Below are 22,488 nucleotides of genomic sequence, written 5' to 3'. Positions count from 1 at the left end.
CGGTCGCGCTGTTGGGCATTATGGGCATCGAATATCATGCTCACACTTGGGAACTCGGCCCCCGCAAGGCCAAGGAGATGCTATTCACCCAGGATTCGGTGAGCGCCCAGGAGGCATTGCGGACCGGGATGGTAAACCATGTGGTGCCGCTGGAAGAGCTTCGCGAATTCACCTTGCGGCTGGCGCAGCGGATCGCGCGGACCGACCCATGGGCGTTACGCATGGCCAAACGCGCGGTCAATCACACACTCGACACGATGGGCTTCTCCAACGCGATCGAGTCGTGTTTCGACATGCACCACCTCGGCCATGCGCGTGCGCTCGCGGCCACCGCGGGCAGGACCGTCGTAATGGCGGACCTGGACCGGATGAAGGCCGCCGGCCGCCCTGACTCATGAGCCTTACCAGGTCTCATGGGTTACACCTGACGCCAACGGATGAGTCGCGTCATGGCGGACAAACACTCCACCGGTTCAGCCATGACTTCCCTCCGCCAGCAATGGGGTTCTCAACGGAGCCGCTCCCGGAGGTTGGCTGCTGATAGAGGTGCTCATGTTCTCTCCAATTGGACACGTTCTACCAAAGCGATAGTGGGAGGTGCAGTTCACCCGGTTGTAGCACGCATCACAAGTTAGCGCGCCGGTGATTTTTGAAGGTTGACGGTTGCGCTCAGGCATGGAGGAGGGTCACGTTGGACCAGCGCCGAGAGGCACCACGATGATGCCCAACGAGACGCGAAAACACCATTTCAAAACCGCATCGTGCTGCCTCAGAGTGGCATCGTGCTGGCTCAGAGGGGCATCAGAGTGGTTCGCACCACGTCGGAAAATGATGACTTCGTTCTTTTCGAGAAAACGCAATGTTTACGGGCCTTGGCGCGGTGCGCTGGGACCCTACGTTGTTGCCGAGAACATTCACCAGGTCGACAGCGCTCTGCCGAACGGCGTCCAGGGCGCGGCCGACCCGCATTTCACCTGGGCTGTCCGGTTTTTCGGCCGGCTGTTCCCGGGGCCTCGATTCGGTGGTGGGGCGCTGTCGGTGTACCTGGACGGTCGCCCTGTCGTCGACGTCTGGACGGGCTGGTCCGACCGGCGGGGCGAGGTGCCCTGGACAGCCGACACCGCTGCGATGGTGTTCTCCGCCACCAAGGGCGCCACGTCGACCGTGATTCACCGGCTCGTCGACCGCGGGCTGCTCGATTACGACGCGCCGGTGGCCGAGTACTGGAAGGAGTTTGGCGTTAGTGGCAAATCGGGGATTACCGTCCGCGAGTTGATGCGGCACCGGGCCGGGCTGTCGCAGCTGAACGGGGTCAGCAAAGCCGAGCTGTTGGATCACCGCTTCATGGAGGAGCGCCTGGCGGCAGCGCCGGCGAGCCCACTGCTGGGCAGGTCGGCCTACCACGTGCTGACCTACGGATGGCTGTTGTCCGGCCTGGCGCGAGCGGTAACGGGGATGGGAATGCGTGACCTGGTCCGCTCTGAGTTGGCTGAGCCGCTTAGCATCGAAGGGCTGCATCTCGGCCGACCACCGGCCGACTCACCGATCCAGGTGGCGCAGATCCTGATGCCGCAAACCACCACAACGAATCCGCTGTTCGATTTCCTCGCACCAAAGATCGCGGCGCTGCCGTTTTCCGGGGGGTTCGGCGCATTTTACGCTCCTGGAATGAAATCGTCTGTGCAAGGCGACATTCCGCTCCTCGATAGCGAGATTCCGTCGGCCAACGGCGTCATGACGGCCCGCGCGCTCGGTAAGATGTACGGCGCGGTCGCCGACGGCGGCCGCATCGACGGAACACTTTTCCTATCGGCCGAGTTGGTGGCAGGCCTGACCGGCGAGATCTCGCTGCGGCCCGACCGCAACGTCATCGTCCCGATGTCCTTCCACATGGGATATCACGCCTCGCCGGTTCCCGGACTAATGCCAGGATTCGGCCACGCCGGTCTGGGCGGTTCTATCGGATGGGCCGATCCCGCAACCGGGATGTCATTCGGCTTCGTGCACAACCGACTTCTCACGCCGATGGTGTTCGACTATGGCGCCATCGCCGTTCTGGCTGCACTGCTGCAACGCGGCGCGGCGGCCGCGCGTAGGCGCGGCGCCCAGACTGTACCGCACTTCGGTGCACCGTACCGAGCCACGGCACAACCTGAGTCCAGCACATCGGGGATGTAATCGAACTCGTCACGACGCCTGAAGTGTTCGTGACGTCACCGCGGCAAGCTCCCGCGGATGTGCCGGCCGTCATCGGCGGATATCTGCCCCGCTCCGCGAGTTCAATGATGTTGTCCGGGGCGGGCAGATGGATTGGTGTGGGTATGTGTCAGCCCAGTATGGGGAACCGGCGCTTGCGCGCAAGCTGGTCGAGGGCGGTCTGCATCATCGAGCGCACGTGGGCGTCGACCTCGTCGACGTCGGCTTCCTTGCCGAACTGGGCGAAGATGTCGATGGGCTCGAGCACCTGAGTAACGATCTTAGTCGGCAACGGCAGATTGGCGGGGAAGAGCACAGTCAGGCCGAATGGGAAACCGATGGAAAGCGGCACAATCTCCCCCCGAAAGCGCTTGAGAGCCAATCGCTTGGCCAGCCAAGTGCCGCGGGTCAGGAAAAGTTGGGTTTCCTGGCCGCCGATCGACACAACGGGCACGATCGGCACGCCGGCTGCAATGGCGGTCTTGACATATCCGGTGCGGCCGTGGAAGTCGATGACGTTCTGGGTCACCGTCGGCCGGTAGGCGTCATAGTCGCCACCGGGAAACGTCAGCACGACCGCACCCGAGTGCAATGCCTTGGCGGCGTTGTCTCGGTTGGCATGGATAGCGCCGAGGCGGCCCAGGTATCCGCGCAACGGCGTAAAGAACACCACGTAGTGGGCGAGGGTGTAGACAGGGCGGTCGTATCCGAACTCGTTGTAGAAGGCAGGGACGAAGATGAGCGGATCGGGCGTCAGCGCGCCGCCGGAGTGATTGTGCACCACCAACGCGCCGCCGGTGGGCGGGAAGGACTGCAAGCCCCGCACCTCTGCGCGGAACCACCGCTTGACAATCGACCCGACCACTTTCGTGAACAGCTCGCTGAAGGCGGGATCCCACTTGGCGATCTCCGAATTTTCAATATCGCTGCCGCTCATGCCTTCCCCTGCAGTGTGTGCATTGTGTTTGGGTGCGATGTTGATGAGTCCATTGAACGACTTTGTATGTCATGCTCGTTCTCCGATCAGGTCGCCGCCGACAACGGGTCCATCGCCGGTCAGGACCCGCACGAGTCCTTGGCGGTCGATTTTGCCAGTGGGAAGCATGGGCAGGTCGTTCTCGGCGATGAGGCGAATGACGGTGGGCACCTTGAATGTCGACAAGCTGCGGCGAGCGTGGACAATGATGGCCTCGACCGATAGCCGCGCCCCGTTGGCGGGCACGACAGCGGCCCCAACTACCTGGCCGCGTACCGGATGTGGCAGGGCGACGACGAAGCTGTGCAGCACGCCGGGCATGGCGTCCAATTCGGCCTCGACCTCCGCCGGCGACACGTTGGATCCCGCGGTCTTGATGAGAGTGCTTGCGCGGCCGGTGAAGTGTAGGTGGCCGGCCTCGTCGAACCATCCTCGGTCTCCGGTGGCATACCAACCGTCGGGGCCGAACACCTCGTGGCGTTCCCGCTTGTAGATACCGTTCATCAAGATCTGCCCACGTACCTGGATCTCGCCCTCGTGACCAGGCGGCGCCTCGACGCCCGAGGCGGTGTCGACGATCCGGTGCTGCACCACACTGGGTAGCGGAATTCCGAAGGAGCCGCGCAACTCCGGGGGCAGCGGGGTGTCGGGCACCTCGACCATCGTGTGTGGGCCGCCGGTCTCGGTCATGCCAAGCAGGTTGGGTATCAGGTCGGGTTCGCGTGGTCGCCGGTCGGGCGGCAGCGCCTCGAGCATGGTGCCGCCTCGCACGCTCGACAGGTCGCGCTTGGCGAAGTCGGGATGGTCGGCCATGGCCTGGCTTGCCTGGGCCCAGCATGAGATGAACGTCGCTCGTTCCCGCTCCAACAGCGCCAGCGTGCTGCCCGCCTCGAATACATCTTGCGCGAGGATGGCCGCGCCGGTCGAGAGGGCTTGCAGCACAACCATCGTCAGGCCGCCCACCCAGAAGAACGGCATCGGCGAATAGATGCGGTCAACGGAGGTGACGCCACGATGGCGGGCCAGAATGTAGGCGTGGCGCACCAGGCTGCCGTGCGTGTGGACGACGGATTTCGGCAGCGCCGTCGTCCCCGAGGTGGTGACTACGACGAGGTCATCCGCGGGTACAACTTCGTTCTCGGCTGAATATGCAAGCGATACAGCGGGTTCCGGGCGCGGCCACGGCGCCGCCCAGGAGCGGTCGCAGTCCGGCCAAACGTGTATTTGCCGCAGGTAGGGTGCCTGCGGTGCAGCGATCACGGCGCCTCCGGCGGTGAGGCCGGGCAGCGCGTCCTGCATGCGCTCGACGAGGTCGCGGCCTGCGATCGATCGGCCCATGAGTACGACCTGCACATCGGTGTGCCGCAGCAGCCGCCCGAGTTCCCCACCAGGTGCGAAAGTCGACAGGGGAACCGTCAGCGCGCCGATTCGCGCGGCAGCCAGCCAGGAGATGAGCCACTGGGCACAGTTCGGGAACAGGATCCCGACCCGGGTCCCTTTGCCGACACCGGAGGCTAGCAGCGCGTCGGCCAACTCCAGCGACGCGGTCTCCGCTTCCGCGAAGGTCAGTCGCTCGTCATCGGTGATGAGGAACTCGCCGTCGGGTGCGGCGCGCCTGATGGCGAGGAGCTCGGGGATGCTGGCCGGCATGCCGCTGGGCGTCGAATCCTCTGCCGCCGGGTGGGCTCCGGCCATCAGCCGACGTGGACGGGGATGTGCGAGTAGCCGGCGACGTTGGACATGGTGACCCGGCGCAGACAGCCCGTGTCGACGTCGAATCGTGGCCAATGTTCGCGGAACTGCTGGAAGGCGACGTGGCTCTCGAGGCGGGCGAGCCACGAGCCGAGGCAGCTGTGCGCCCCGAACCCGAATGCCAGCGTGGTGGCCCCGCCGCGTCGGATGTCGAACGCGTCGGGCCGCTGGTAGGCCCGCGGGTCACGGGTCGCGGCTCCGGTTACCAACAACGTGGGGGAGCCCGCAGGAATCGTCCCGCCGTCGAGGGCGACGTCGCGGGTGGCGAAACGCCCCTGATACTGCGAAGGCGGATTGAGCCGGAGCATCTCCTCGATGGCGCCGGGAATCAGTGTGGGATCAGCGAGCACCAACTCCCACTGATCAGGATTGCGGTGAAAGGCCATCACCCCGTTGCCCACCAGCTTGGTGACGGTCTCACTGCCCGCCGCGGCCAGCAGCACCGCGAACGTGGCGATGTCGTCGTCGCTGAGCCGGTGCGTCAGCCCCGCGTCATCGTCATAGGTGGCGGTGACCAGTCTGCTGATGATCAGGTCATCGGGGTTGCGGCGCTTGTCGCGGGCCAGCTCCAGGAAGTACTCGCCCATCGCCATCGAATCGGCCACGCCACTTTCCGTCGCGAACGGATTGTTTTCCTCCCGGTGCAGGAATCCGTCAGTCCACAAACGGATCTGCTGTCGTTCACCGCTCGGGACACCGAGCATGGAGGAGATGATCTCCACAGGGAACAGGGCGGCGAAATCGGCCACCACATCAAAGTTCTGCCTATCCTTCAGCGCCTCAATGTAGGAGGTCACCACCTCCACCACGAGCGGCTCCAGATTGGCGATCGCCGCCTTGGTGAACACCTGCCGCACGAGCTTGCGCAGCCGCTCATGCTCCGGGGGGTCCATGATGATCAACATGTTGGTGCTGAACCGGTGACGCATCGACAGCGCATCCAGGGTCACCCCGTAGGCGCTGCTAAACGTCTCCCAATCCCGGTGCGCGGCAACAACATCCTCGTAGCGGGTCAGGGCGTAGAAGTCCCACCGCTCGCTGTAGTAGACCGGCGCCTCATCGCGCATCCACCGGTAGGTCTCATAGGGGTCGTCGAAGAACACATCCGAGTAGGGGTTGAACTCCGCCGGGTCGCCGTCTGCTCGCGTTTTCGTGGCGGACGACGCACCGTGATCCGTCGACATCTCAGGCGTCCACCTGCATCATGCTCGAGAGGGTGCGGCCCATGACCATGGCGATCTCGTTGTCGCTTAGCTCTGGGTGACGCTCGGCGTAGCTGAGGGGATCCGCCAGGCCCTCCGGATGGGGATAGTCCGATCCGAAGAACAGGTGCTCAATCGGCACCAGTTTCGCGAGTTGGGCCACGTTCTCCTCCCAGAAGGGATTGAAGTAGACGCAGCGACAGATGGCCTCGACGGGGTCCTCGCTGTAGAGCTGCGGCATCTTCTTACGGGTGTCGCTGAGGTTCTCCAGCAGCCGGGGCAGCCAGGTTGTTCCGTTCTCCACCATGCCGATCCGAAGCTCGGGAAACCGCGTCAGCAGTCCGTGGCAGGCCAGCGCCGCGACCGCGTCCTCGGCCGGGTTGCGAGCCAGGCTGTAGTAGGAGCGGAACGGGGAAGGCTGGAACGGCCGGAACTCGCCGGAACCCTCCCAGTCGTTGGCATCGCGAGAGTATCCGCTGTCGGAGGCGTGCATGATGACGAGCACGCCGGTCTCGACCACTCGCTTCCAGAACGGGTCGAATTCGGGCAGCGCGAACGAGCGCGGGCCGTGCAGCCCGGGCACCGGCGCCGGCCGGATGAGAATGGCGCGCGCGCCGCGCTCGACCACCCAGTTCAGCTCGTCGATCGCCTTCTCCACGATCGGCAAGGTGATGATGGGCGTGGTGAAGATGCGGCCCTTGTAATCGAATTGCCAGGTCTCGTGCAACCACTGGTTCAGGCCGTGAATGATCGTGTGGGTCGCCTCGGGGTGGTCCCGGAAGCGTTCCTCTACCAGGCTTGCCAGCGTCGGGTACATCATCGACTTGTCGATGCCCTGCTCGTCCATCAGCGCCAGCCGGGGTGCCGGTTCACGCATCGCGGGGGTTGCCTCGATCGCCCTGCCCAGGATCTCGCGATGCGATTTGCCTTCCGGATTGCCGTTGTGGAAGTAGTCCTCTTGGGCGCCCGGCGCGGCGACCTTATCGAAGGTTGGGTTGGGGATGTACTCGCTGATCTGTCCCAAGGTGGCGATCTTGGTGCGGCCGTCCACCTCGACATAGCGGATCGCGCCGCGATACTCGGGCGGCAGGAACTTCGTCAGCGCATCGCGCGTCTCGTACATGTGGTTGTCACCGTCGAAGACCTGAAAACCCAGCTTCTGTGTCATCGTCGAACTCCTCGGTACGGCCCTGCCTGTTGCGCTCGACAGTAACACCGAGTGCGTAAGAAGAGAACAACGCACTACTTTTTTGCATGTAATAACTCCGCCAGGAGTAGTGTGCTCGCTACGGCAGTCCCGCTTTTGCCGTCGAGCCCTCGGACACGGAAGGAATCTGGTGTGGACCTGCGGTTAAGCGAAGAGCAACGTGCTGTCCGCGAGACTTTCGCAGCGCTCTTCCGGAAGGAGGCGACGCCACAGCGCGTCCGGGCGGCGGAGTCGTCGGGCTTGGACAAGGACCTATGGCGGCGCTTCAGCGAGACGGAAGCGCTCGGGATCGGCGTGGCGTCGGACTGCGGTGGCGTGGGCGGGGGTCTGCTCGAGCTGGCGCTGGTAGCGGAGGAGGCGGGCCGCCGCCTCGCCCCAATACCCGTCGCCGAGACCGCGGCCGCGGCGCGGCTACTGGGCCGGCTTGGCGAAAAGGAGCTGGTCGGCCCGGTGTTGACCGGCTCGTCTATCGTGTCGCTGGCCACCGGCTCGGGACCGGTCGAGGAGCAATTGCTCGTCGACGGAGCGATCGCGGATGCGGTTCTCGCCGTCGAGGGGAGTTCTCTGCTTTATGCGATACGGCCGGCCGGGCTGGCCCGAATCCCACGGACCAACTTCGGCGGGTTGGCGTTGGCCCGATGGCCCGAAGGCTGCGAGCGCCGCTGCCTGGCCGACGGCGATTCTGCCCGGACGATGTTCGCGACAGCTCTTGATGAGGTCCGCGTGCTGCGGGCGGCGGCGCTGATCGGACTGGCTGCGGAGGCCGTGCGCATCGGCTCTGATTACACGAAGGTGCGTCACGCGTTCGGGCAGCCCATCGCGATGTACCAGGCCGTCGCTCACCCCTTCGCCGACGCTGTCGCGGCGCTGGACGGCGCCCAACTGTTGATCCAAAAGGCCTGTTGGGCCTTGGATTCGGGGCATGCCGACGGGCCGGCGTTGGCCTCGATGGCGTTCGTATTCGCAGCGGAGACCGCGTATCAGGCAGCCGGGCACAGCCTTCACGTCCACGGCGGGTACGGCTACATGGAGGAGTACGACATCCAGCTCTACTACCGACGTGCCAAAGCATGGGCGGTCGCATTCGCCGATCCGCGGCGCGAACTACTCACCCTTGCCGACAGACGCTTCGGCCCGGTGAGCACTGGAGGTCGCTGAGCCATGGACTTTAGCGAACCCGCGAACTGGGCCCGAATCCGCAGCGACGCAGAAGAATTCGTCGCACGGTATGTCACCCGCGAGGTGATCGAAAACGAGCGACGGACTGGAGACGGTGCCGACCGGGAGCTGGCGCGAAAGCTTGGGGAGCGCGGATGGATCGCCCCAGTCTGGCCGGTAGAGGAGGGTGGGGCCGGACTCGATCACTTCGAGACCGCTGTGCTGTTCGATACGCTGCGCCGGGGAGGCGTTCCTACGATCGGGCCCGGGACGACGATGTTGCCGGCCAACGCGATCAGGGTCGCGGGCTCACCGGAGCTGAAGGCGAGAATTCTGCCGGCCGTTGCGGCCGGCGAGATTCTCATCTGCCTCGGCTACACCGAACCCGCAGGCGGATCTGATGTCTTCGCCTGCGCGACCCGCTCCGAGCAAGACGGTGAAGATTGGATTGTCAACGGCCAGAAGATCTTCACCACCTTCGCGCATCTCGCTGACTACTGCTTTCTCCTCACCCGCTCGGCGCCAGGGTCCGCCGGTACCCGGGGCCTGACGATGTTGCTGGTACCGCTGGATTCACCGGGTATCGAGATCCGGCCGGTGCACACCATGGGGCATGAACGCACCAACATCGTGTTCTACAACGACGTGCGGGTCGCCGATTCCAACAGGGTTGGCGAAGCGCACCAGGGCTTTTCGGTGATGTTGGCCGCGTTGGAGGCCGAGCAGAACGTCGCGCCGTCCTCGCGGACGGGATTGGTGGCAGCGGATGCGCTCGAATTCGCCCGCACTCATCCGGGAACCGACGGTACCGCGCTCATCAACGATCCCCTGGTGCGTGAGCGCCTGGCCCATATGGCGATGCAGGCCGAGGTAGCCGACTTGCTGGCCTTGCGGGTGGCGTTCCTGGACGCCGAAGGCGAGAAGCCAGGGCCGGTGTCGGCGCTGTTCGGTCCTGAAAGCTATGTGCGGGCGTCAGCCGCCGCCGCCGATATTGCCGGAACCGCGGGAATGCTGGATTGGACTGACCCAGACGCTCCCGTTGACGGCGCGCTGGATGCCCATTACCGCAGCGCGGTCGCCACGACGATTTACGGCGGTTCCAGCGAAGTGCTGCGCAGCCTGATCGTCGAGAACCGCCTTGGATTACCTCGCAGCCGTCCACGCCGCTGACCTGTCAGCGGAATTGGCGGGCCAGCCAATCCGCACTGTCGCGCGCGGCGCATTTGGCCACCGCGCAGTCAGCGAAGATGTCGAACCCGTGGATCGCGCCGGCGTAGACGTGAAGCTCCGTCGACACGCCGGCCCGGCATAGGCGAGCAGCAAAATCGATCGACTCATCTCGCAGGCAGTCCGCAGTGCCCACGCTGATGAACGTCGGCGGTAGGCCCGCAAGCTCGGCGGCCCTGGCGGGCACCGCGTCGGGCGACACATCGTCTGTTCCGTAGCGCTCGCCTAGATAGCTGCGCCAGCCGAACGCGTTGGACTCCCGACTCCACATTGGCAGGCCATCGAGCGCGCTCGACGGCGTGGTCATCCGGTCATCGAGCATCGGGTATTCGAGGTATGCGAATCCCAGACCCTCGAGCTCCTGGTCCCGCCAACGCAGCCCGAGAGCGGCGGCCAGCAATCCTCCGGCGCTGCGTCCGCCGACCCGATGCGGCGCGGGTCCAGCCGCAGATCGGCCGCGTGATCAACGATGTACCGCAATCCGTTGTCGCAGTCGTCTAGGGGGAGCGGATAGGGTGCTTCCGGCGCCAACCGGTATTCGACGCTAACGCAGGCGCAGGACAGCAATCGGCACCATTCGTTGAGCCGGGCGTTATCCATAAAGCGGTTTCCGATCACCGTCCCGCCGCCATGCATCCAGTACAGGGCCGGCAGCTCACCGGCAGCGTCGCGGGGATAGAGCAGGGTCAGCGCGACCCCGCCGTTGGGATCGGTCGTCAGCTCGGTGCGTTCGATGTCGGGTGCCGGCACGGGCGCGAACGGGGCGTTCTGACGCATCATCGGCACGGTCTCGGTGGAGAACACGAAATCGGGCAGATCGCGGACGGCCTCGCGAATCTCGGGGTCGAGTGCTTCTCGACGCAGCGTGACCATCAACCGCCTCCCAGCACATGTGATTACTTCATTGCGGCGTCAGCATAGTATGCCCGTTGCATCTGACGCAGGTAGCGTTCTACTGTTGAGATGCGATGCCTTTCAGAAAGAGATCATATGCTTCCCGAAGATGCAAGAATCATTTCCGTTGACGACCATGTCATCGAACATCCCCGCGTTTGGCTTGACCGGCTTCCCGCAAAGTACGAGGACGTGGCGCCGCGCATCGTGAAGCTCCCCGACGGCAACGACACCTGGCTTTACGAAGGGCGGCAGTCGGGCAACTTTGCTCTCAACGCGGTGGCGGGTAAGCACCCGCGCGACTTCGGCATGGACCCACGCAGCTACGATGACATGCTGCCGGGGTGTCACGACATCGCCGACCGCATCAAGGACATGGACATCGAGGGCACCTGGGCCCAGCTGTGCTTCCCGAACTTCGGTGGATTCGCCGGCAGCACGTTTTACGCCGCCGAGGACAAGGACTTCGCGAAGCTGTGCATTAGCGCTTACAACGACTTCATCCTCGATGAGTGGTGTGCCTATGCCCCCGAGCGCCAGATCCCGTTGATCACGGTGCCGTTCTGGGACATCGACGCGTCGGTGGCCGAGATCGAACGCACCGCCGCGAAGGGCGCCAGGTCGGTTTCGTTCATCGAGGCGCCGCACAAACTTGGCTTGCCGTCGTTCCACACCGACCATTGGGATCCGATCCTGCGCATCTGCGAGGAAGCCGAACTTCCGCTGTCGATGCACTTCGGCTCCGGCGGCATGCCGCAGGGGCTCGCGCCGGACGGCGATATGTTCATCAGCATCGCGCTTTTCGGGGTGAACTCGATGATGGCAACCGTCGACCTGTTGATGTCCGACGTGTTTTACAAGTTTCCCAAGCTCAAAGTCGCGCTTTCCGAGGGCGGCATCGGCTGGATGCCGTATCTACTGGAACGCATCGACTACTCCTGGGGCCGACACAAGTACTGGTGCAACATCAACGCCGACAAACTTCCCTCCGAGCTATTCCGGGAGCACATTTACGGCTGTTTCATCTCTGACCAGTCGGGTATCGAGCAACGGCACCGGATCGGCATCGACAACATCATGTTCGAAAGTGACTATCCGCATTCGGACTCCAACTGGCCGCACACCCGCAAGCTGCTGGCCGAGCATCTCGTCGATGTGCCCGACGATGAGGCGCGAAAGATCGTCGAGCTCAACGCCCGCACGCTGTACCGCTTTTGGGATTGAGCGGCGATGAGCGCGAATGAATCCGATTTCATCTTCGACCCGTTCAAGCCCGGACCACCAGACCAGCTGCCACAGGTGCTCGCCGAATTGCGGGAGCGATTTCCCGTCTACCGCGCCAGCTCTGACATCTGGGTGGTGTCCCGGTTCGACGATGTCAAGGCAGTGCAGTCCAACCCGCAGCAATTTTCATCGCGACCCAATCCCTACGAAGGATCCGCGCCGCCCGATGACGAGATGAAACCAGAGGTGGTCGAGCGATTGCTCGCGCTGGCCGCGGGCATCCCGGTGGACATGGCCGAGATGGCTTCCGCGAAGACCATCGCCGCGGCCGACCCGCCCCAGCACACCCGAATGCGCCGTATCGTCAGCAGGGGATTCACGCCGCCGCGCATCAAGGAGATGGCGACTGCGATCGAAGAGATCGTCCGGCGCTGTTTGGCCGGAATCGAAGACCAGCCCGCCTTCGACGTGGTGGACCGCCTCGCCGTTCCGTTGCCCGTCGAAATGATCTGCCACATCCTCGGCATCGACGGCGACCACTATAGCCAGGCCAAGCGCTGGTCGGACGCGTTCGCCGCCGCAGCCGGTGGGGTGTTCAGCAGCCCGGCCGAGCGCAACGAATTGATGTTGGCAACGATCAAGGAGTTCAGCACTTATTTCGTGCCCCTTATCGAGGCGCGTCGCGCAGAACCCAAGGGCGACTTGGTCAGTGCGATGGTCGCGGCGATCGACAACGAGTCGCTGAGCAATGTCGAAACACTGATGGTCGCGATCACCATCATGGTCGCGGGCAACGAGACGACGACGAATTTGATCGGCAACACCGTGGTCGAACTGCTGGCCAACCCCGACCAGCTCAAGTTGTTGCTCAACGATGCTGGACTGCTGCCCAATGCGGTTGACGAAGCAAATCGGTTGACCTGCCCGATCCAATTCGCTTTTCGCGAGGCGACCGAAGACACTGAGATCGCCGGAACGCCAATCCCCAAGGGCGCCATCATTGCGTTGCATATGGCCGCGGCAAACCGTGATCCGCGTCGTTTCGATGACCCCGACCGGTTCCTGATCACCCGACCCCCTGGCAAGAACCTGGCATTCGGACACGGCATTCACTTCTGTCTGGGCGCCCACCTGGCTGGCCAGGAGGTGAGGGCGGCGATCAGCGGGTTGCTTCCGTATCTCGACCGGCTTGAATTGACCGGTGCTCCGCTGCAACGCAATCCGACGGCACTTCTTAACGGGTGGCAACGGGTCGAGCTGGCGTGGGTCTAGGATGTGTGTGCGCCGGCATGTCGCTTTCGTAGGTTGATGCCATCAACACCTTCCGGTGTATCCGCAGGTCGCGTCAGGTCGTTTCGCGTCGTTACGGGATGCGAAGCAGGTGCTCTACCTCTTTGATGTCATCCTGACGCCCAATCCGCGGTCAGCGCGTCGATCGTCGTGATGGTGGCCAGCATCGCCATCGTGTGCGTGATTGCTAAGTCGGCGTAGGCGGGGGGAGTGCCGCCGACCGCTTCGCGGGGCACGACCACCCGGTATCCCATCTGGGACCGGCGACATCCTGGGCCACGAACCGATGGGAATCGTGCGCGAGGTGGGTCGCGACATCACCAATCTGGCGGTCGGCGATCGGGTAGTGATCCCGTTCCAGATCTCTTGCGGCAGTTGTTACATGTGCGACCAGCAGCTCTACACGCAATGCGAGACCACACAGGTTCGCGAGCAAGGGATGGGTGCCGCCCTGTTCGGCTACTCCGAACTGTACGGCGAGGTTCCCGGCGGGCAGGCCGAACTTCTTCGGGTGCCACAGGCTCAGTTCACCCACATCAAGGTGCCGGCGGGACCACCGGACTCCCGCTACGTCTATTTGTCTGACGTACTGCCGACCGCCTGGCAGGCTGTCTCCTACGCCGCTATCCCCGCCGGCGGCTCGGTGACCGTGCTCGGCCTCGGGCCGATTGGCGACATGGCGGCGCGCATCGCCGCTCACCTCGGCTACGACGTCATCGCGGTCGACCGGATCCAGGAACGACTGGCCCGAGCCGACGCCCGCGGTATCCGGACGATCGATCTGGAGGATGCGGGCGACAAGCTCGCCGATTTGATCCGCGATCTCACCAACGGTCGCGGCACCGACTCGGTGATCGACGCCGTCGGGATGGAGGCGCACGGATCACCGGTCGCCAAGCTGGCTCAACAAATCACCGGCCTGCTGCCTGACGCATTGGCCAAACCGATGATGCAGAAGGCTGGCGTGGATCGCCTCGATGCGTTGTACTCCGCGATCGACATCGTGCGTCGCGGGGGCACTAGCTCTTTGATCGGCGTGTACGGGGGGATGGCCGACCCGCTGCCAATGCTTACCCTGTTTGACAAGCAGATCCAGCTGCGCATGGGTCAGGCCAACGTCAAAAAATGGGTCGACGACATCATGCCGCTGTTGATCGACGACGACCCGCTAGGCGTCGACAGCTTCGCCAGCCACACCCTGCCGCTGGCTGAGGCACCGCGCGCCTACGACATCTTCCAGAAGAAGCAAGACGGCGCGGTGAAGATCATCCTCCAGCCCTGAATGTTCCGAAATCGCCAAGCACCGTTCCACTATCGAAAAGGCCAAGGGCGTTCTGATGGTGGTTTACACGCTAAGGCATCAACGCCATTGCCGCACAACGTCAGGCGAGTCTGGCTGCATCGTAGCGAGTCGGTGACGCCGAATGCCTAAGCCAGCCACGCGCTGGGTTCCCGCCCCGGTAGGTCTTTGGACTTACCGGGGCGGTTCGAACGGCGCGGGTTCAACGCACCCCGGCTGGGAAATCATCACCGGAAATGATTTACCGGGTGACAGGCGCTCATGAAGCCCGACCCCAACCGGCGGTAGACTTGGCCTTGGTTGACAGCCCAGCCGGCCCGGAAACGCCGTCCCCCTGCAGCGACAGCGTGAGAGCGACCGCTCGCAACCGGGCATCTCAGTGATCTTCTGTCGAAAGTTCACGATGCGAACGCGTCCAAAGTGGGCTGTCACCCGGCACGCCGGCGCCAACCACAAAACCATTCCCCGCAGTACGGCACGCCCTCACCAAATGTTTCCCTTGCCCGGTGACCGCGGAGATTCCCCGCGCGGCACTACGTTGATCATCCAGTGAGAAACTGATGGCCATCACAGAAGTAGCCGAATACGCCCACCTGAGCGACGCGGATGTCGAGGCACTTGCCGTCGAATTGGACGCGATCCGTCTAGACATCGAAGATTCGCTCGGCGCCAAGGACAGGACGTATATCCAGCGCATCATCGCTGTTCAACGCTGCCTCGACCTGGCCGCCCGTATCGTAATCGGCGCCAGTCGGACCAGGACCGGATGGGCGATCGGAGCCTGCGCGCTGGCCGCGGCCAAGAGCATCGAGAACATGGAATTGGGCCACAATATCGGCCACGGCCAATGGGATTGGATGAACGACCCCGAAATTCACTCCACCACTTGGGAGTGGGACATGGCTGGGCTGTCCTCGCAATGGAGGTACTCCCACAACTACCGCCATCACATGTTCACCAACGTCGTCGGCGTCGACGACGACCTCGGTTACGGCGTTATGCGCGTCACCCGTGACCAACCGTGGAAGCTTAGCAATCTGTTGCAGCCGCTGCGACATCTATTGCTGGCGATTGCGTTTGAATGGGGTATCGCGCTGCACGGTCTGTACTCCGAACAAGACCGCATGGATACTGATGCCGAAAAGTCTGCTCACACCCGAGCTCTGCGCCGCAAAGTCGCTCGCCAGGCAGGCAAAGATTTCCTGCTCTTCCCTGCACTCGCCGGGCGACGTTGGCGGCGGGTCCTTTTCGGGAACGCGCTGGCCAACCTGCTGCGAAACCTGTGGGCGTACGCGGTGATCTGCTGCGGCCACTTCGCCGACGGGGCTGAGAAATTTACCCCTGAAGCCCTCGACGATGAGACCAAAGCGCAGTGGTATCTGCGACAAATGTTGGGTAGTGCCAATTTTCGTGCCGGGCCAGTGATGGCGCTGATGAGCGGAAATCTCTGTTATCAGATCGAACACCATCTCTACCCGGATCTGCCCAGTAACCGCTACGCCCAGATCGCCGAGCGCGTGCGGGCGATCTGCGCAAAGTATGAGCTGCCCTACACTACGGGGCCGCTGGCCCGCCAATACCTACTGACGCTGCGCACGATCGTCAAACTGGCCCTGCCGGACCGGTTCCTGACCGCCTCTTCCGACGACGCCCCTGAGACCGCCTCCGAAGAGAAATTTCGCGGCGTCGTCAAACCACCGGGTCGAGCAGGCGTCGGGAACCCTGTTGCGCGTCGACGCGGACTGGCCACCGCGATCCGTAATCGCAACAACCGGCTCAACCAACGACACACCTCGGCGCGCCGGCGAGTCGTTGCGAGTGCTCGATAACGGCCACCGTCCCTCAGGCGTTGTCGAGTCGAGGGAAAAGGACTTCCTGAGTCAGGAGCTGCAAGGCGGCTGCGATCGGGATGGCAACGAGAGCTCCGACAATCCCTAATAGCGCGCCGCCGATCAAAACGGCCACTACGGTGATCAGCGCGGGCACCTTCACCGCACGGCCGATGATCTTGGGCACCAGGAGGTAGTCCTCCGCAAGCCGGAACACCACAAAAACGGTGGTCGCGATGCACACCGGAAGCGACACGGTGAGTGCGACAGCTGCGACGACGACACCGGCGATGGTCGACCCGACGACGGGAACCAAGTCCAACAGCGACTGGTTAAGTACCGTCGAATCTTGGCTATTAACGATGGCCGCATCGAGCGGCTCGCCTGCCGATGACGGGGGTGGCCGTCGCGCTTCTTCGTCACTATCCGGTCGCCCACCGCCGGCAGAACGGATGTTTGCCGTTCTACGGACGGGGTAATCGGTGCACACGTGTTCACTGAAATCGAAATCCCGTGTACCTGGGCTGAGGCGATGGAGCCGCTCTATGGAGTTGAAGATGCGAAGCCTGACGCGATGGAGCGCTGCTCCCGCGAAGGACATCGAAACCGCAGTATCCCCGAAGGTCAATGTGTTGCGCGGGTTGGTGGCTCGCGCCACGACGCCGCTATTGCCCGATGACTACCTCAAGTTGCTCAATCCGTTGTGGTCCGCGCGGGAACTGCGTGGGGTGGTGGTCGATGTCCACAAAGAAACTGAAGACTCGGCGACGGTGACGATCAGGCCGGGATGGGGCTTTTCCGGGGACTACCGGCCGGGCCAATATCTGGGGATCGGGCTTCGGGTCGATGGCCGCTGGCACTGGCGGTCCTACTCGCTCACGTCGATTCCGCGGCGCGACAAAAAACTGGTCTCGATCACCGTGAAAGCAACCCCTGAGGGGTTCCTGTCGTCCCATCTGGTCAATGGCGTCGAGGCCGGCACGGTGGTTCGGCTGGCAACTCCGAAGGGCGATTTCGCGCTTCCTGACCCGGCGCCGGGCAAGTTGTTGTTCGTGACAGCGGGCAGCGGCATCACCCCCGTCATCGCGATGCTGCGCTCGCTCAGGCACCGCGGCGAGAGCCCCGACATCGTGCACATCCATTCGGCGCCCGTCGTCGACGAGGTGATATTTCATGACGAGTTACGTGCGTTGGAGCGCGCTCAGTCCGGCTACCGATTGCACCTGCAGCTGACTGCGGACATGGGCAAGATCGACTTCGCCGAGCTTGACGGTGTCGTTCCGGATTGGAGGGGGCGCTCGGCGTGGGCGTGCGGGCCGCCGGCCATGCTCGACACGGTCGAAAAGGTGTGGACGGACGCGGGCATCGCGAACAGCCTGCACATGGAGCGGTTCACCATCTCCCGCACCGACAAAGGCGGCGAGGGCGGCACGGTCACCTTCGCCATCTCAGACAAGTCCATCGAACTCGACGGCGCCACGTCGCTGTTAGAAGGTGGCGAGAAGCTGGGCATCCAGATGCCGTTCGGCTGCCGAATGGGCATCTGTCAATCCTGCGTTCTGCCACTGGAATCGGGCTATGTGCGCGATTTCCGGTCCGGCACCGAGCACGGCGCCGGCGACCGAATCCAGACGTGCATTTCTGCCGCTTCCGGCGACTGCACCATAAACATCTAGGAGAGCCGCATGGCTATCACAGACATCAAACAGTACGCACACCTCACCGAAGCCGACGTCGAGGAATTGGCCCGCGAACTGGACGCGATCAGAACCGACATCGAAGAGTCCAGGGGTGAACGGGACGCCCGCTACGTGCGCAGGACCATCCAGTTGCAGCGCGCGTTGGCGGCGGGCGGCCGAATCACCTTGATGGCGAGCAGGAACAAGGTCGCCTGGGTCGCCGGCACCGCCATGCTCGCCGCCGCGAAGATCATCGAGAACATGGAACTCGGGCATAACATCACCCACGGCCAGTGGGATTGGATGAATGATCCGGAGATTCACTCGACCGAATGGGAGTGGGACACCACGTCTCCGAGCGTGCAGTGGAAGAAATCGCACAACTTTGTGCATCACAAATACACCAACATCGTCGGGATGGACGACGACGTGGGCTACGGGCTGCTTCGCGTCACCCGAGACCAGCACTGGGACAAATGGAATATCGGCAACCCGTTCTACAACCTGCTGCTCGGAACACTTTTCGAGTGGGGAGTTGCGTTGCACGGGGTGGAATTGTCGAAGGTCCGCAGGGGCGAGAAATCCAAGGACGAGGTCCGCAGGGACTTGCGGGTGATCGGCAAAAAGGTCGGCAAACAGGTCGGCAAAGACTACGTGGTCTTTCCGGCCCTGTCGGGCCGGAACTGGAAGCACACCCTGCGCGCCAACGTGACGGCTAACCTCATCCGCAACTACTGGTCGTACATGGTCATCTTCTGTGGGCACTTCCCTGACGGCGCCGAGAAATTCACTCGCGAGGAATACGAGGCGGAGACGCATCCAGAGTGGTACCTGCGGCAGATGCTCGGGTCGGCGAACTTCAACGCCGGGCCCATGATGGCCTTCATGAGCGGAAACCTGTGCTACCAGATTGAGCACCACCTGTTTCCCGACCTGCCCAGCAACCGCTACGCCGAAATATCCGAGCGCATCACAGCGCTCTGTGACAAATACGACCTGCCGTACACGACCGGATCCCTTGGGCGTCAGTACATGCAGACGTTCTGGACCATCGTGAAGCTCTCGCTCCCGAACAAGTTGCTCGAAGCCAACGAGGACGACGCACCCGAGACCCACTCGGAGTTAAAGTTCCGAATCCGTGCCGGCGTCCGGGATAGCTTTGGTATCGATCCCGACACCGGCAGACGTCGCGGACTGCGGACAGCGTTGCGCGAGCTGCGGAACGGGGACGTCGCCACAGCGTAAGCACCCGGGACATAGCCGAGCCGCGCGGCGCGACATAGAGAGGCGGGTTCGAGACCTGGCAGCGCCACTAGTGGCGTGCAGAACCATCCATGATTCGGGCGGCCATCGCATCCAGCAGCCACTTGGGCGACCAGCGGCCAATGATCCGAAGCGCTTTCGCGTCCACGCCTACGGTGTAGAAGCGCTTCGGTCGAGGATCGGTCAACGCCTTGAGGTAGGCCTGCGCGACCACCTCGGGTTCTTTTCCGGAGCCGACCATCCCCGTCACCATCCGGTCGAGTTTGGTCAGCATTCCTCCGTACAGTTCGACCGCTTCGGGCGGTAGTTTGGCGCGGGCTACGGCGTTCTGTTCTTCTGCCGAGAGCGTCATCCGTGACTTGATGTGGCCCGGATCGAGCAGGATCACCTGGACGCCAAACTGCCCCACCTCCGCCCTTAGTTGACGAGTGAGAAGCTTATGAGGCAAACGGGGCCCTGTTTGGGGGTGAGGTCAAATCAGGGCGGGGTTTGTCAGAGTCGCCACGTCCGAACCGCTCGTCGTCTTTCAACGATCACACCGAGGCGCTTCGGTTCTCGGATGTGCGCAACCGGCTGGGGCCAGCGCGGGCGGATTCCCCGTTGGCTTCTTCGGCAGGAACCACACGGGTATGAAAGTGGTGGCGACCAGTATCGCGGCGGCTGCAAACACCATGGCGTAGGCCCGCGACAGGTCCTTGGTGACGTGCTCCATGAAATCGGGCGCGAACACCTGGTGAGGCAGCTTGGACAGGTCGGGCGCAACGCCTCGTCTCGCCGCGTCTTGCAAGATGGAATCGGCTCGGCGCGCCGCCACGATGTCGGCACTGCGGTTGAGAATGCTGGTCAGCAGTACCGACATCAGCGCCGCGCCGATGGCCGCCGCCGCGTTGTGATTGACGTTGAATAGCGTTGACCCGTGCGCTATCTCGCGAGTCTCGAGGGTGTGAACTGCCGTCCACGCAACCGGCATCATCGAGCAGCCGGTACCGATACCGAACACCGCAAGCCCGGCCAGCAGCACCGGGATGTGCACCCGGTGCTGGCTGATGCCGTAGATGAACACCCCCATACCGGCGACGATCAAAGTCATTCCAGCCAGCACGACATCACGCGGACCTCGCTTCTCCGTCAGATGTCCCACGAGCGGTGCGACCGCAGCACCGGTCAGCGTTTGCGGGAGCAGCAAAAGTCCCGACTGTAGCGGCGTCTTGCCGAGCACTTGCTGGAAGTACCCGGGCAGTAGCAGACACGTCCCGAAGAATCCAACGGCGTATAGAAATCTCGTTGCGTTGGCTGACGCGACCATCCGGTTCCGAAGCAAACCCAAGTCGATGAGTGGATTGCTGGCGCGGTACAGCGCGTGGAAAACGAACACAACGATCAGCGTGAACCCGACCGCAACTGGCACGTACACCCGCGGATTGCTAACAGTGCCGCGTCCGGGTATCAGCGACGCACCGTAAAGCAGCATCACCAGCCCGGGCGAGAGTAGCAGCATTCCGACGACATCTAATGACTCCGCTGACGCCGGTTCGTCTTTGGGAAGGACGAACCCGGCCAGCACCAAGGTGAACAATCCGATCGGAACGTTGACCAGAAAAATCCACTGCCAGCCAAAGGAGCCGATCAGCCAGCCGCCCAGGATAGGGCCGCAAATTGGCGCGATGAACCCCGGAACGCCGCCAATCGCCAGCGCCCGCGCGAGCCGTCCCGGTCCGGCCTCGCGGGTCAGGATTGTGAAGGTTAGCGGCAGGAGTATCCCGCCGCCAAGCCCCTGGAGTGCTCGGAACGTCACCAGCAGCGTGACATTCGATGCCGTCGCGCACAGCAGTGATCCAAGCGAGAAGAGCAGCACTGAACCGAGGATTAGCCGCTTGGTACCGAAGCGGTTGGCGGCCCAGCCGGTCAGTGGGATCACCGCCGCCAATGACAAGGTATAGGCGGTCATCGTCCACGCGACAATGGCTTGCGTCGAGGAGAATTCGTCAACGAAAGTCCGCTGCGCCACGTAGACGATCGTGGTGTCAAGGGCCGCCATCGTCGGGGCCAGCATGTAGAGGACGGTGATTTTCAGCAGTCTGGAGTCGAGCTTGACCGATTCCTCGCTGCGGGGATTTGCGACCGGATCCATGGCCTTACCACTGGTACCCGAGGCGCTCCACCAGGTCTTCATAGCGCCGTCGTATCTGCGCGAGGTGGTCCTTATTGAGGTAATTGCGCCAGTCGCCGGCAACGCCGCGCCGGTAGTGATGTGTGATGTCAAGATCACCACGATCGCGCCCACCCGCCAAGCGCCGGAAGGAATGGCGCTCAAGGATTTCGGCTAGGAATTCCTGGTCACTCGCCGGGCGGGGCCATCCGAGGTGGGCAACGATCGCGGTCCAGTGGGCAAGCGGGTCTTCGATGACATCCTCCATGCGGAGCTCAAGTATGTGCGGCTGGGCATAGTTCCACGTCGCCATGCCGTCGATGAACTGCCCGCTGAACTCGATCTCGCGCGATAGGCCCGCGTCGATGTCGAGCGTCGCCAGCTCTGCCCGGTGCGGCGGCAATTCTGTCCCAAATCGGGACACCTTCGGGAACACTTCGGGATGGCTGTATCGGTGACTGAAGTAGCCAGAGACGATCATGTCCCGCGGATCGCGGATAATATGAAATCCCCGCAACGGCCCGAGCGAGTCCGCGTCCACCTGCGACGCGTTGGGGTAGATCAACAAGTCTGGCGATGTGTCGGCCACCAGGCCACCCAGATCTGGGTATCCATCCCACTCGACCGCGCTATATACGGTGAGCGCGCGAAGTCCGAGACTCGCAGCCAGTTCGCCAAGAACGAGCGTGGCCCATCTACTTGCTGCTTTGTGGTGACCGAAGTAGGCCGTCATCTCGCGCGTTGCCATAGCTCAGTGTGTCGCAACCCTGGTTGAAGCCAAGATCGGCGCCAAACGCTAGTCGAGGGTCTGGTGCCCGATGGAGTAGGACAGCGTACGGGGGCGCGCCGATACCGCGCCCATCAGCCGCTGGCGCTCGCTGCGATCAGGTATGTGCCACCAGTCCGCGGCAAGGTGGCCAGCGGGTCGGACCTGCTCGAAGAGATCTTCGATGAACAACCGATTGAACCGCTGCGTGTACTCGCAGCTTCGTACGTCGATCGCCATTTCATCGCCGCTGTGGATCATTGCGTCGTAAGCGCAACCGTTGCCACACATTCCGCGTGCCGCGCAACCGTCGCAGTGGGTGTAGTAGATCGGAGAACGTTTGCGCCATTCACTTACGACGGCTGAGCGGTAGGCA

At 63.3% G+C, this 22,488-nt stretch carries 18 protein-coding genes and 3 pseudogenes; 10 read left to right on the top strand and 11 right to left on the bottom strand.

Annotated elements, in window-relative coordinates:
- Together VKI00_RS08400 and VKI00_RS08395 are read left to right on the top strand one after the other, a co-directional pair.
- Positions 1 to 398: enoyl-CoA hydratase-related protein (locus VKI00_RS08400; RefSeq protein ID WP_324436671.1), on the top strand; the 398-nt coding region annotated here is incomplete at its 5' end.
- A gap of 433 nt (positions 399 to 831) precedes the next feature.
- Complete coding sequence (locus VKI00_RS08395) at positions 832 to 2,178, top strand: serine hydrolase domain-containing protein (protein ID WP_324436670.1); 1,347 nt, start codon at positions 832 to 834, stop codon at positions 2,176 to 2,178.
- A gap of 148 nt (positions 2,179 to 2,326) precedes the next feature.
- Here the strand turns inward: VKI00_RS08395 and VKI00_RS08390 are convergent, their stop codons facing one another.
- From VKI00_RS08390 to VKI00_RS08375, 4 genes are all read right to left on the bottom strand, one after another.
- Entirely contained in the window at positions 2,327 to 3,133 is an 807-nt protein-coding gene (locus tag VKI00_RS08390) for a lysophospholipid acyltransferase family protein (RefSeq protein WP_324436668.1), read from the bottom strand.
- 69 nt (positions 3,134 to 3,202) lie between these two features.
- Entirely contained in the window at positions 3,203 to 4,867 is a 1,665-nt protein-coding gene (locus VKI00_RS08385) for a class I adenylate-forming enzyme family protein (protein WP_324436666.1), read from the bottom strand.
- Complete coding sequence (locus VKI00_RS08380) at positions 4,867 to 6,108, bottom strand: cytochrome P450 (RefSeq protein ID WP_324436665.1); 1,242 nt, start codon at positions 6,106 to 6,108, stop codon at positions 4,867 to 4,869. Before VKI00_RS08380 ends, VKI00_RS08385 begins: the two co-directional genes overlap by 1 nt.
- A 1-nt stretch (position 6,109) precedes the next feature.
- Positions 6,110 to 7,249 (bottom strand): amidohydrolase family protein, encoded by a 1,140-nt coding sequence (locus VKI00_RS08375; RefSeq protein ID WP_324436663.1) that lies wholly within the window; start codon positions 7,247 to 7,249, stop codon positions 6,110 to 6,112.
- A 216-nt stretch (positions 7,250 to 7,465) separates the two neighbouring features.
- On the opposite strand from VKI00_RS08375, the gene VKI00_RS08370 reads away from it, so the two are divergent.
- Positions 7,466 to 8,491 (top strand): acyl-CoA dehydrogenase, encoded by a 1,026-nt coding sequence (locus tag VKI00_RS08370; RefSeq protein ID WP_324436661.1) that lies wholly within the window; start codon positions 7,466 to 7,468, stop codon positions 8,489 to 8,491.
- A 3-nt stretch (positions 8,492 to 8,494) separates the two neighbouring features.
- Positions 8,495 to 9,661, top strand: a complete 1,167-nt coding sequence (locus tag VKI00_RS08365) for an acyl-CoA dehydrogenase family protein (RefSeq protein WP_324436660.1) — start codon at positions 8,495 to 8,497, stop codon at positions 9,659 to 9,661.
- Between the two features lie 4 nt (positions 9,662 to 9,665).
- Here the strand turns inward: VKI00_RS08365 and VKI00_RS08360 are convergent.
- Positions 9,666 to 10,354 (bottom strand): annotated as a pseudogene (locus VKI00_RS08360) (alpha/beta hydrolase fold domain-containing protein).
- Between the two features lie 354 nt (positions 10,355 to 10,708).
- Between VKI00_RS08360 and VKI00_RS08355 the strand changes: the two are divergent.
- Positions 10,709 to 11,836 carry an amidohydrolase family protein gene (locus VKI00_RS08355; RefSeq protein ID WP_324436658.1) on the top strand — a complete coding sequence of 376 codons (1,128 nt, stop codon included), beginning with the start codon at positions 10,709 to 10,711 and terminating at the stop codon, positions 11,834 to 11,836.
- Between the two features lie 6 nt (positions 11,837 to 11,842).
- Positions 11,843 to 13,108: a cytochrome P450 gene (locus VKI00_RS08350; protein WP_324436657.1), complete on the top strand. Its 1,266-nt coding sequence runs from the start codon at positions 11,843 to 11,845 to the stop codon at positions 13,106 to 13,108.
- Between the two features lie 128 nt (positions 13,109 to 13,236).
- Here VKI00_RS08350 and VKI00_RS08345 read toward each other — a convergent pair whose 3' ends face one another.
- Complete coding sequence (locus tag VKI00_RS08345) at positions 13,237 to 13,380, bottom strand: hypothetical protein (RefSeq protein ID WP_324436673.1); 144 nt, start codon at positions 13,378 to 13,380, stop codon at positions 13,237 to 13,239.
- 8 nt (positions 13,381 to 13,388) lie between these two features.
- Between VKI00_RS08345 and VKI00_RS08340 the strand changes: the two are divergent.
- Positions 13,389 to 14,408, top strand: a pseudogene (locus tag VKI00_RS08340) (zinc-binding dehydrogenase); the annotation flags it as partial.
- A gap of 578 nt (positions 14,409 to 14,986) precedes the next feature.
- Positions 14,987 to 16,255, top strand: a complete 1,269-nt coding sequence (locus tag VKI00_RS08335) for a fatty acid desaturase family protein (protein WP_324436655.1) — start codon at positions 14,987 to 14,989, stop codon at positions 16,253 to 16,255.
- Positions 16,256 to 16,268: 13 nt separating this feature from the next.
- Here the strand turns inward: VKI00_RS08335 and VKI00_RS08330 are convergent.
- Positions 16,269 to 16,583 (bottom strand): annotated as a pseudogene (locus VKI00_RS08330) (AI-2E family transporter); the annotation flags it as partial.
- Between the two features lie 229 nt (positions 16,584 to 16,812).
- Between VKI00_RS08330 and VKI00_RS08325 the strand changes: the two are divergent.
- Together VKI00_RS08325 and VKI00_RS08320 are read left to right on the top strand one after the other, a co-directional pair.
- Positions 16,813 to 17,931: a ferredoxin reductase gene (locus tag VKI00_RS08325; protein ID WP_324436653.1), complete on the top strand. Its 1,119-nt coding sequence runs from the start codon at positions 16,813 to 16,815 to the stop codon at positions 17,929 to 17,931.
- A 9-nt stretch (positions 17,932 to 17,940) separates the two neighbouring features.
- On the top strand, positions 17,941 to 19,179 hold the full coding sequence (locus VKI00_RS08320) for a fatty acid desaturase (protein WP_324436651.1): 1,239 nt from the start codon (positions 17,941 to 17,943) through the stop codon (positions 19,177 to 19,179).
- Between the two features lie 67 nt (positions 19,180 to 19,246).
- Here VKI00_RS08320 and VKI00_RS08315 read toward each other — a convergent pair whose 3' ends face one another.
- From VKI00_RS08315 to VKI00_RS08300, 4 genes are all read right to left on the bottom strand, one after another.
- Positions 19,247 to 19,585 (bottom strand): hypothetical protein, encoded by a 339-nt coding sequence (locus VKI00_RS08315; RefSeq protein ID WP_324436649.1) that lies wholly within the window; start codon positions 19,583 to 19,585, stop codon positions 19,247 to 19,249.
- A 138-nt stretch (positions 19,586 to 19,723) separates the two neighbouring features.
- Positions 19,724 to 21,370: a DHA2 family efflux MFS transporter permease subunit gene (locus VKI00_RS08310; RefSeq protein WP_324436647.1), complete on the bottom strand. Its 1,647-nt coding sequence runs from the start codon at positions 21,368 to 21,370 to the stop codon at positions 19,724 to 19,726.
- Positions 21,333 to 22,094 (bottom strand): sulfotransferase domain-containing protein, encoded by a 762-nt coding sequence (locus VKI00_RS08305; RefSeq protein ID WP_324436646.1) that lies wholly within the window; start codon positions 22,092 to 22,094, stop codon positions 21,333 to 21,335. Before VKI00_RS08305 ends, VKI00_RS08310 begins: the two co-directional genes overlap by 38 nt.
- A gap of 48 nt (positions 22,095 to 22,142) precedes the next feature.
- A partial coding sequence (locus VKI00_RS08300) for a hypothetical protein (protein ID WP_324436644.1) occupies positions 22,143 to 22,488 on the bottom strand: 346 nt, incomplete at its 5' end.

The sequence above is a fragment of the Mycobacterium sp. genome, from assembly GCF_035314665.1.
Lineage (GTDB): Bacteria > Actinomycetota > Actinomycetes > Mycobacteriales > Mycobacteriaceae > Mycobacterium.
This window is presented reverse-complemented; position numbering and strand designations above follow the sequence as displayed.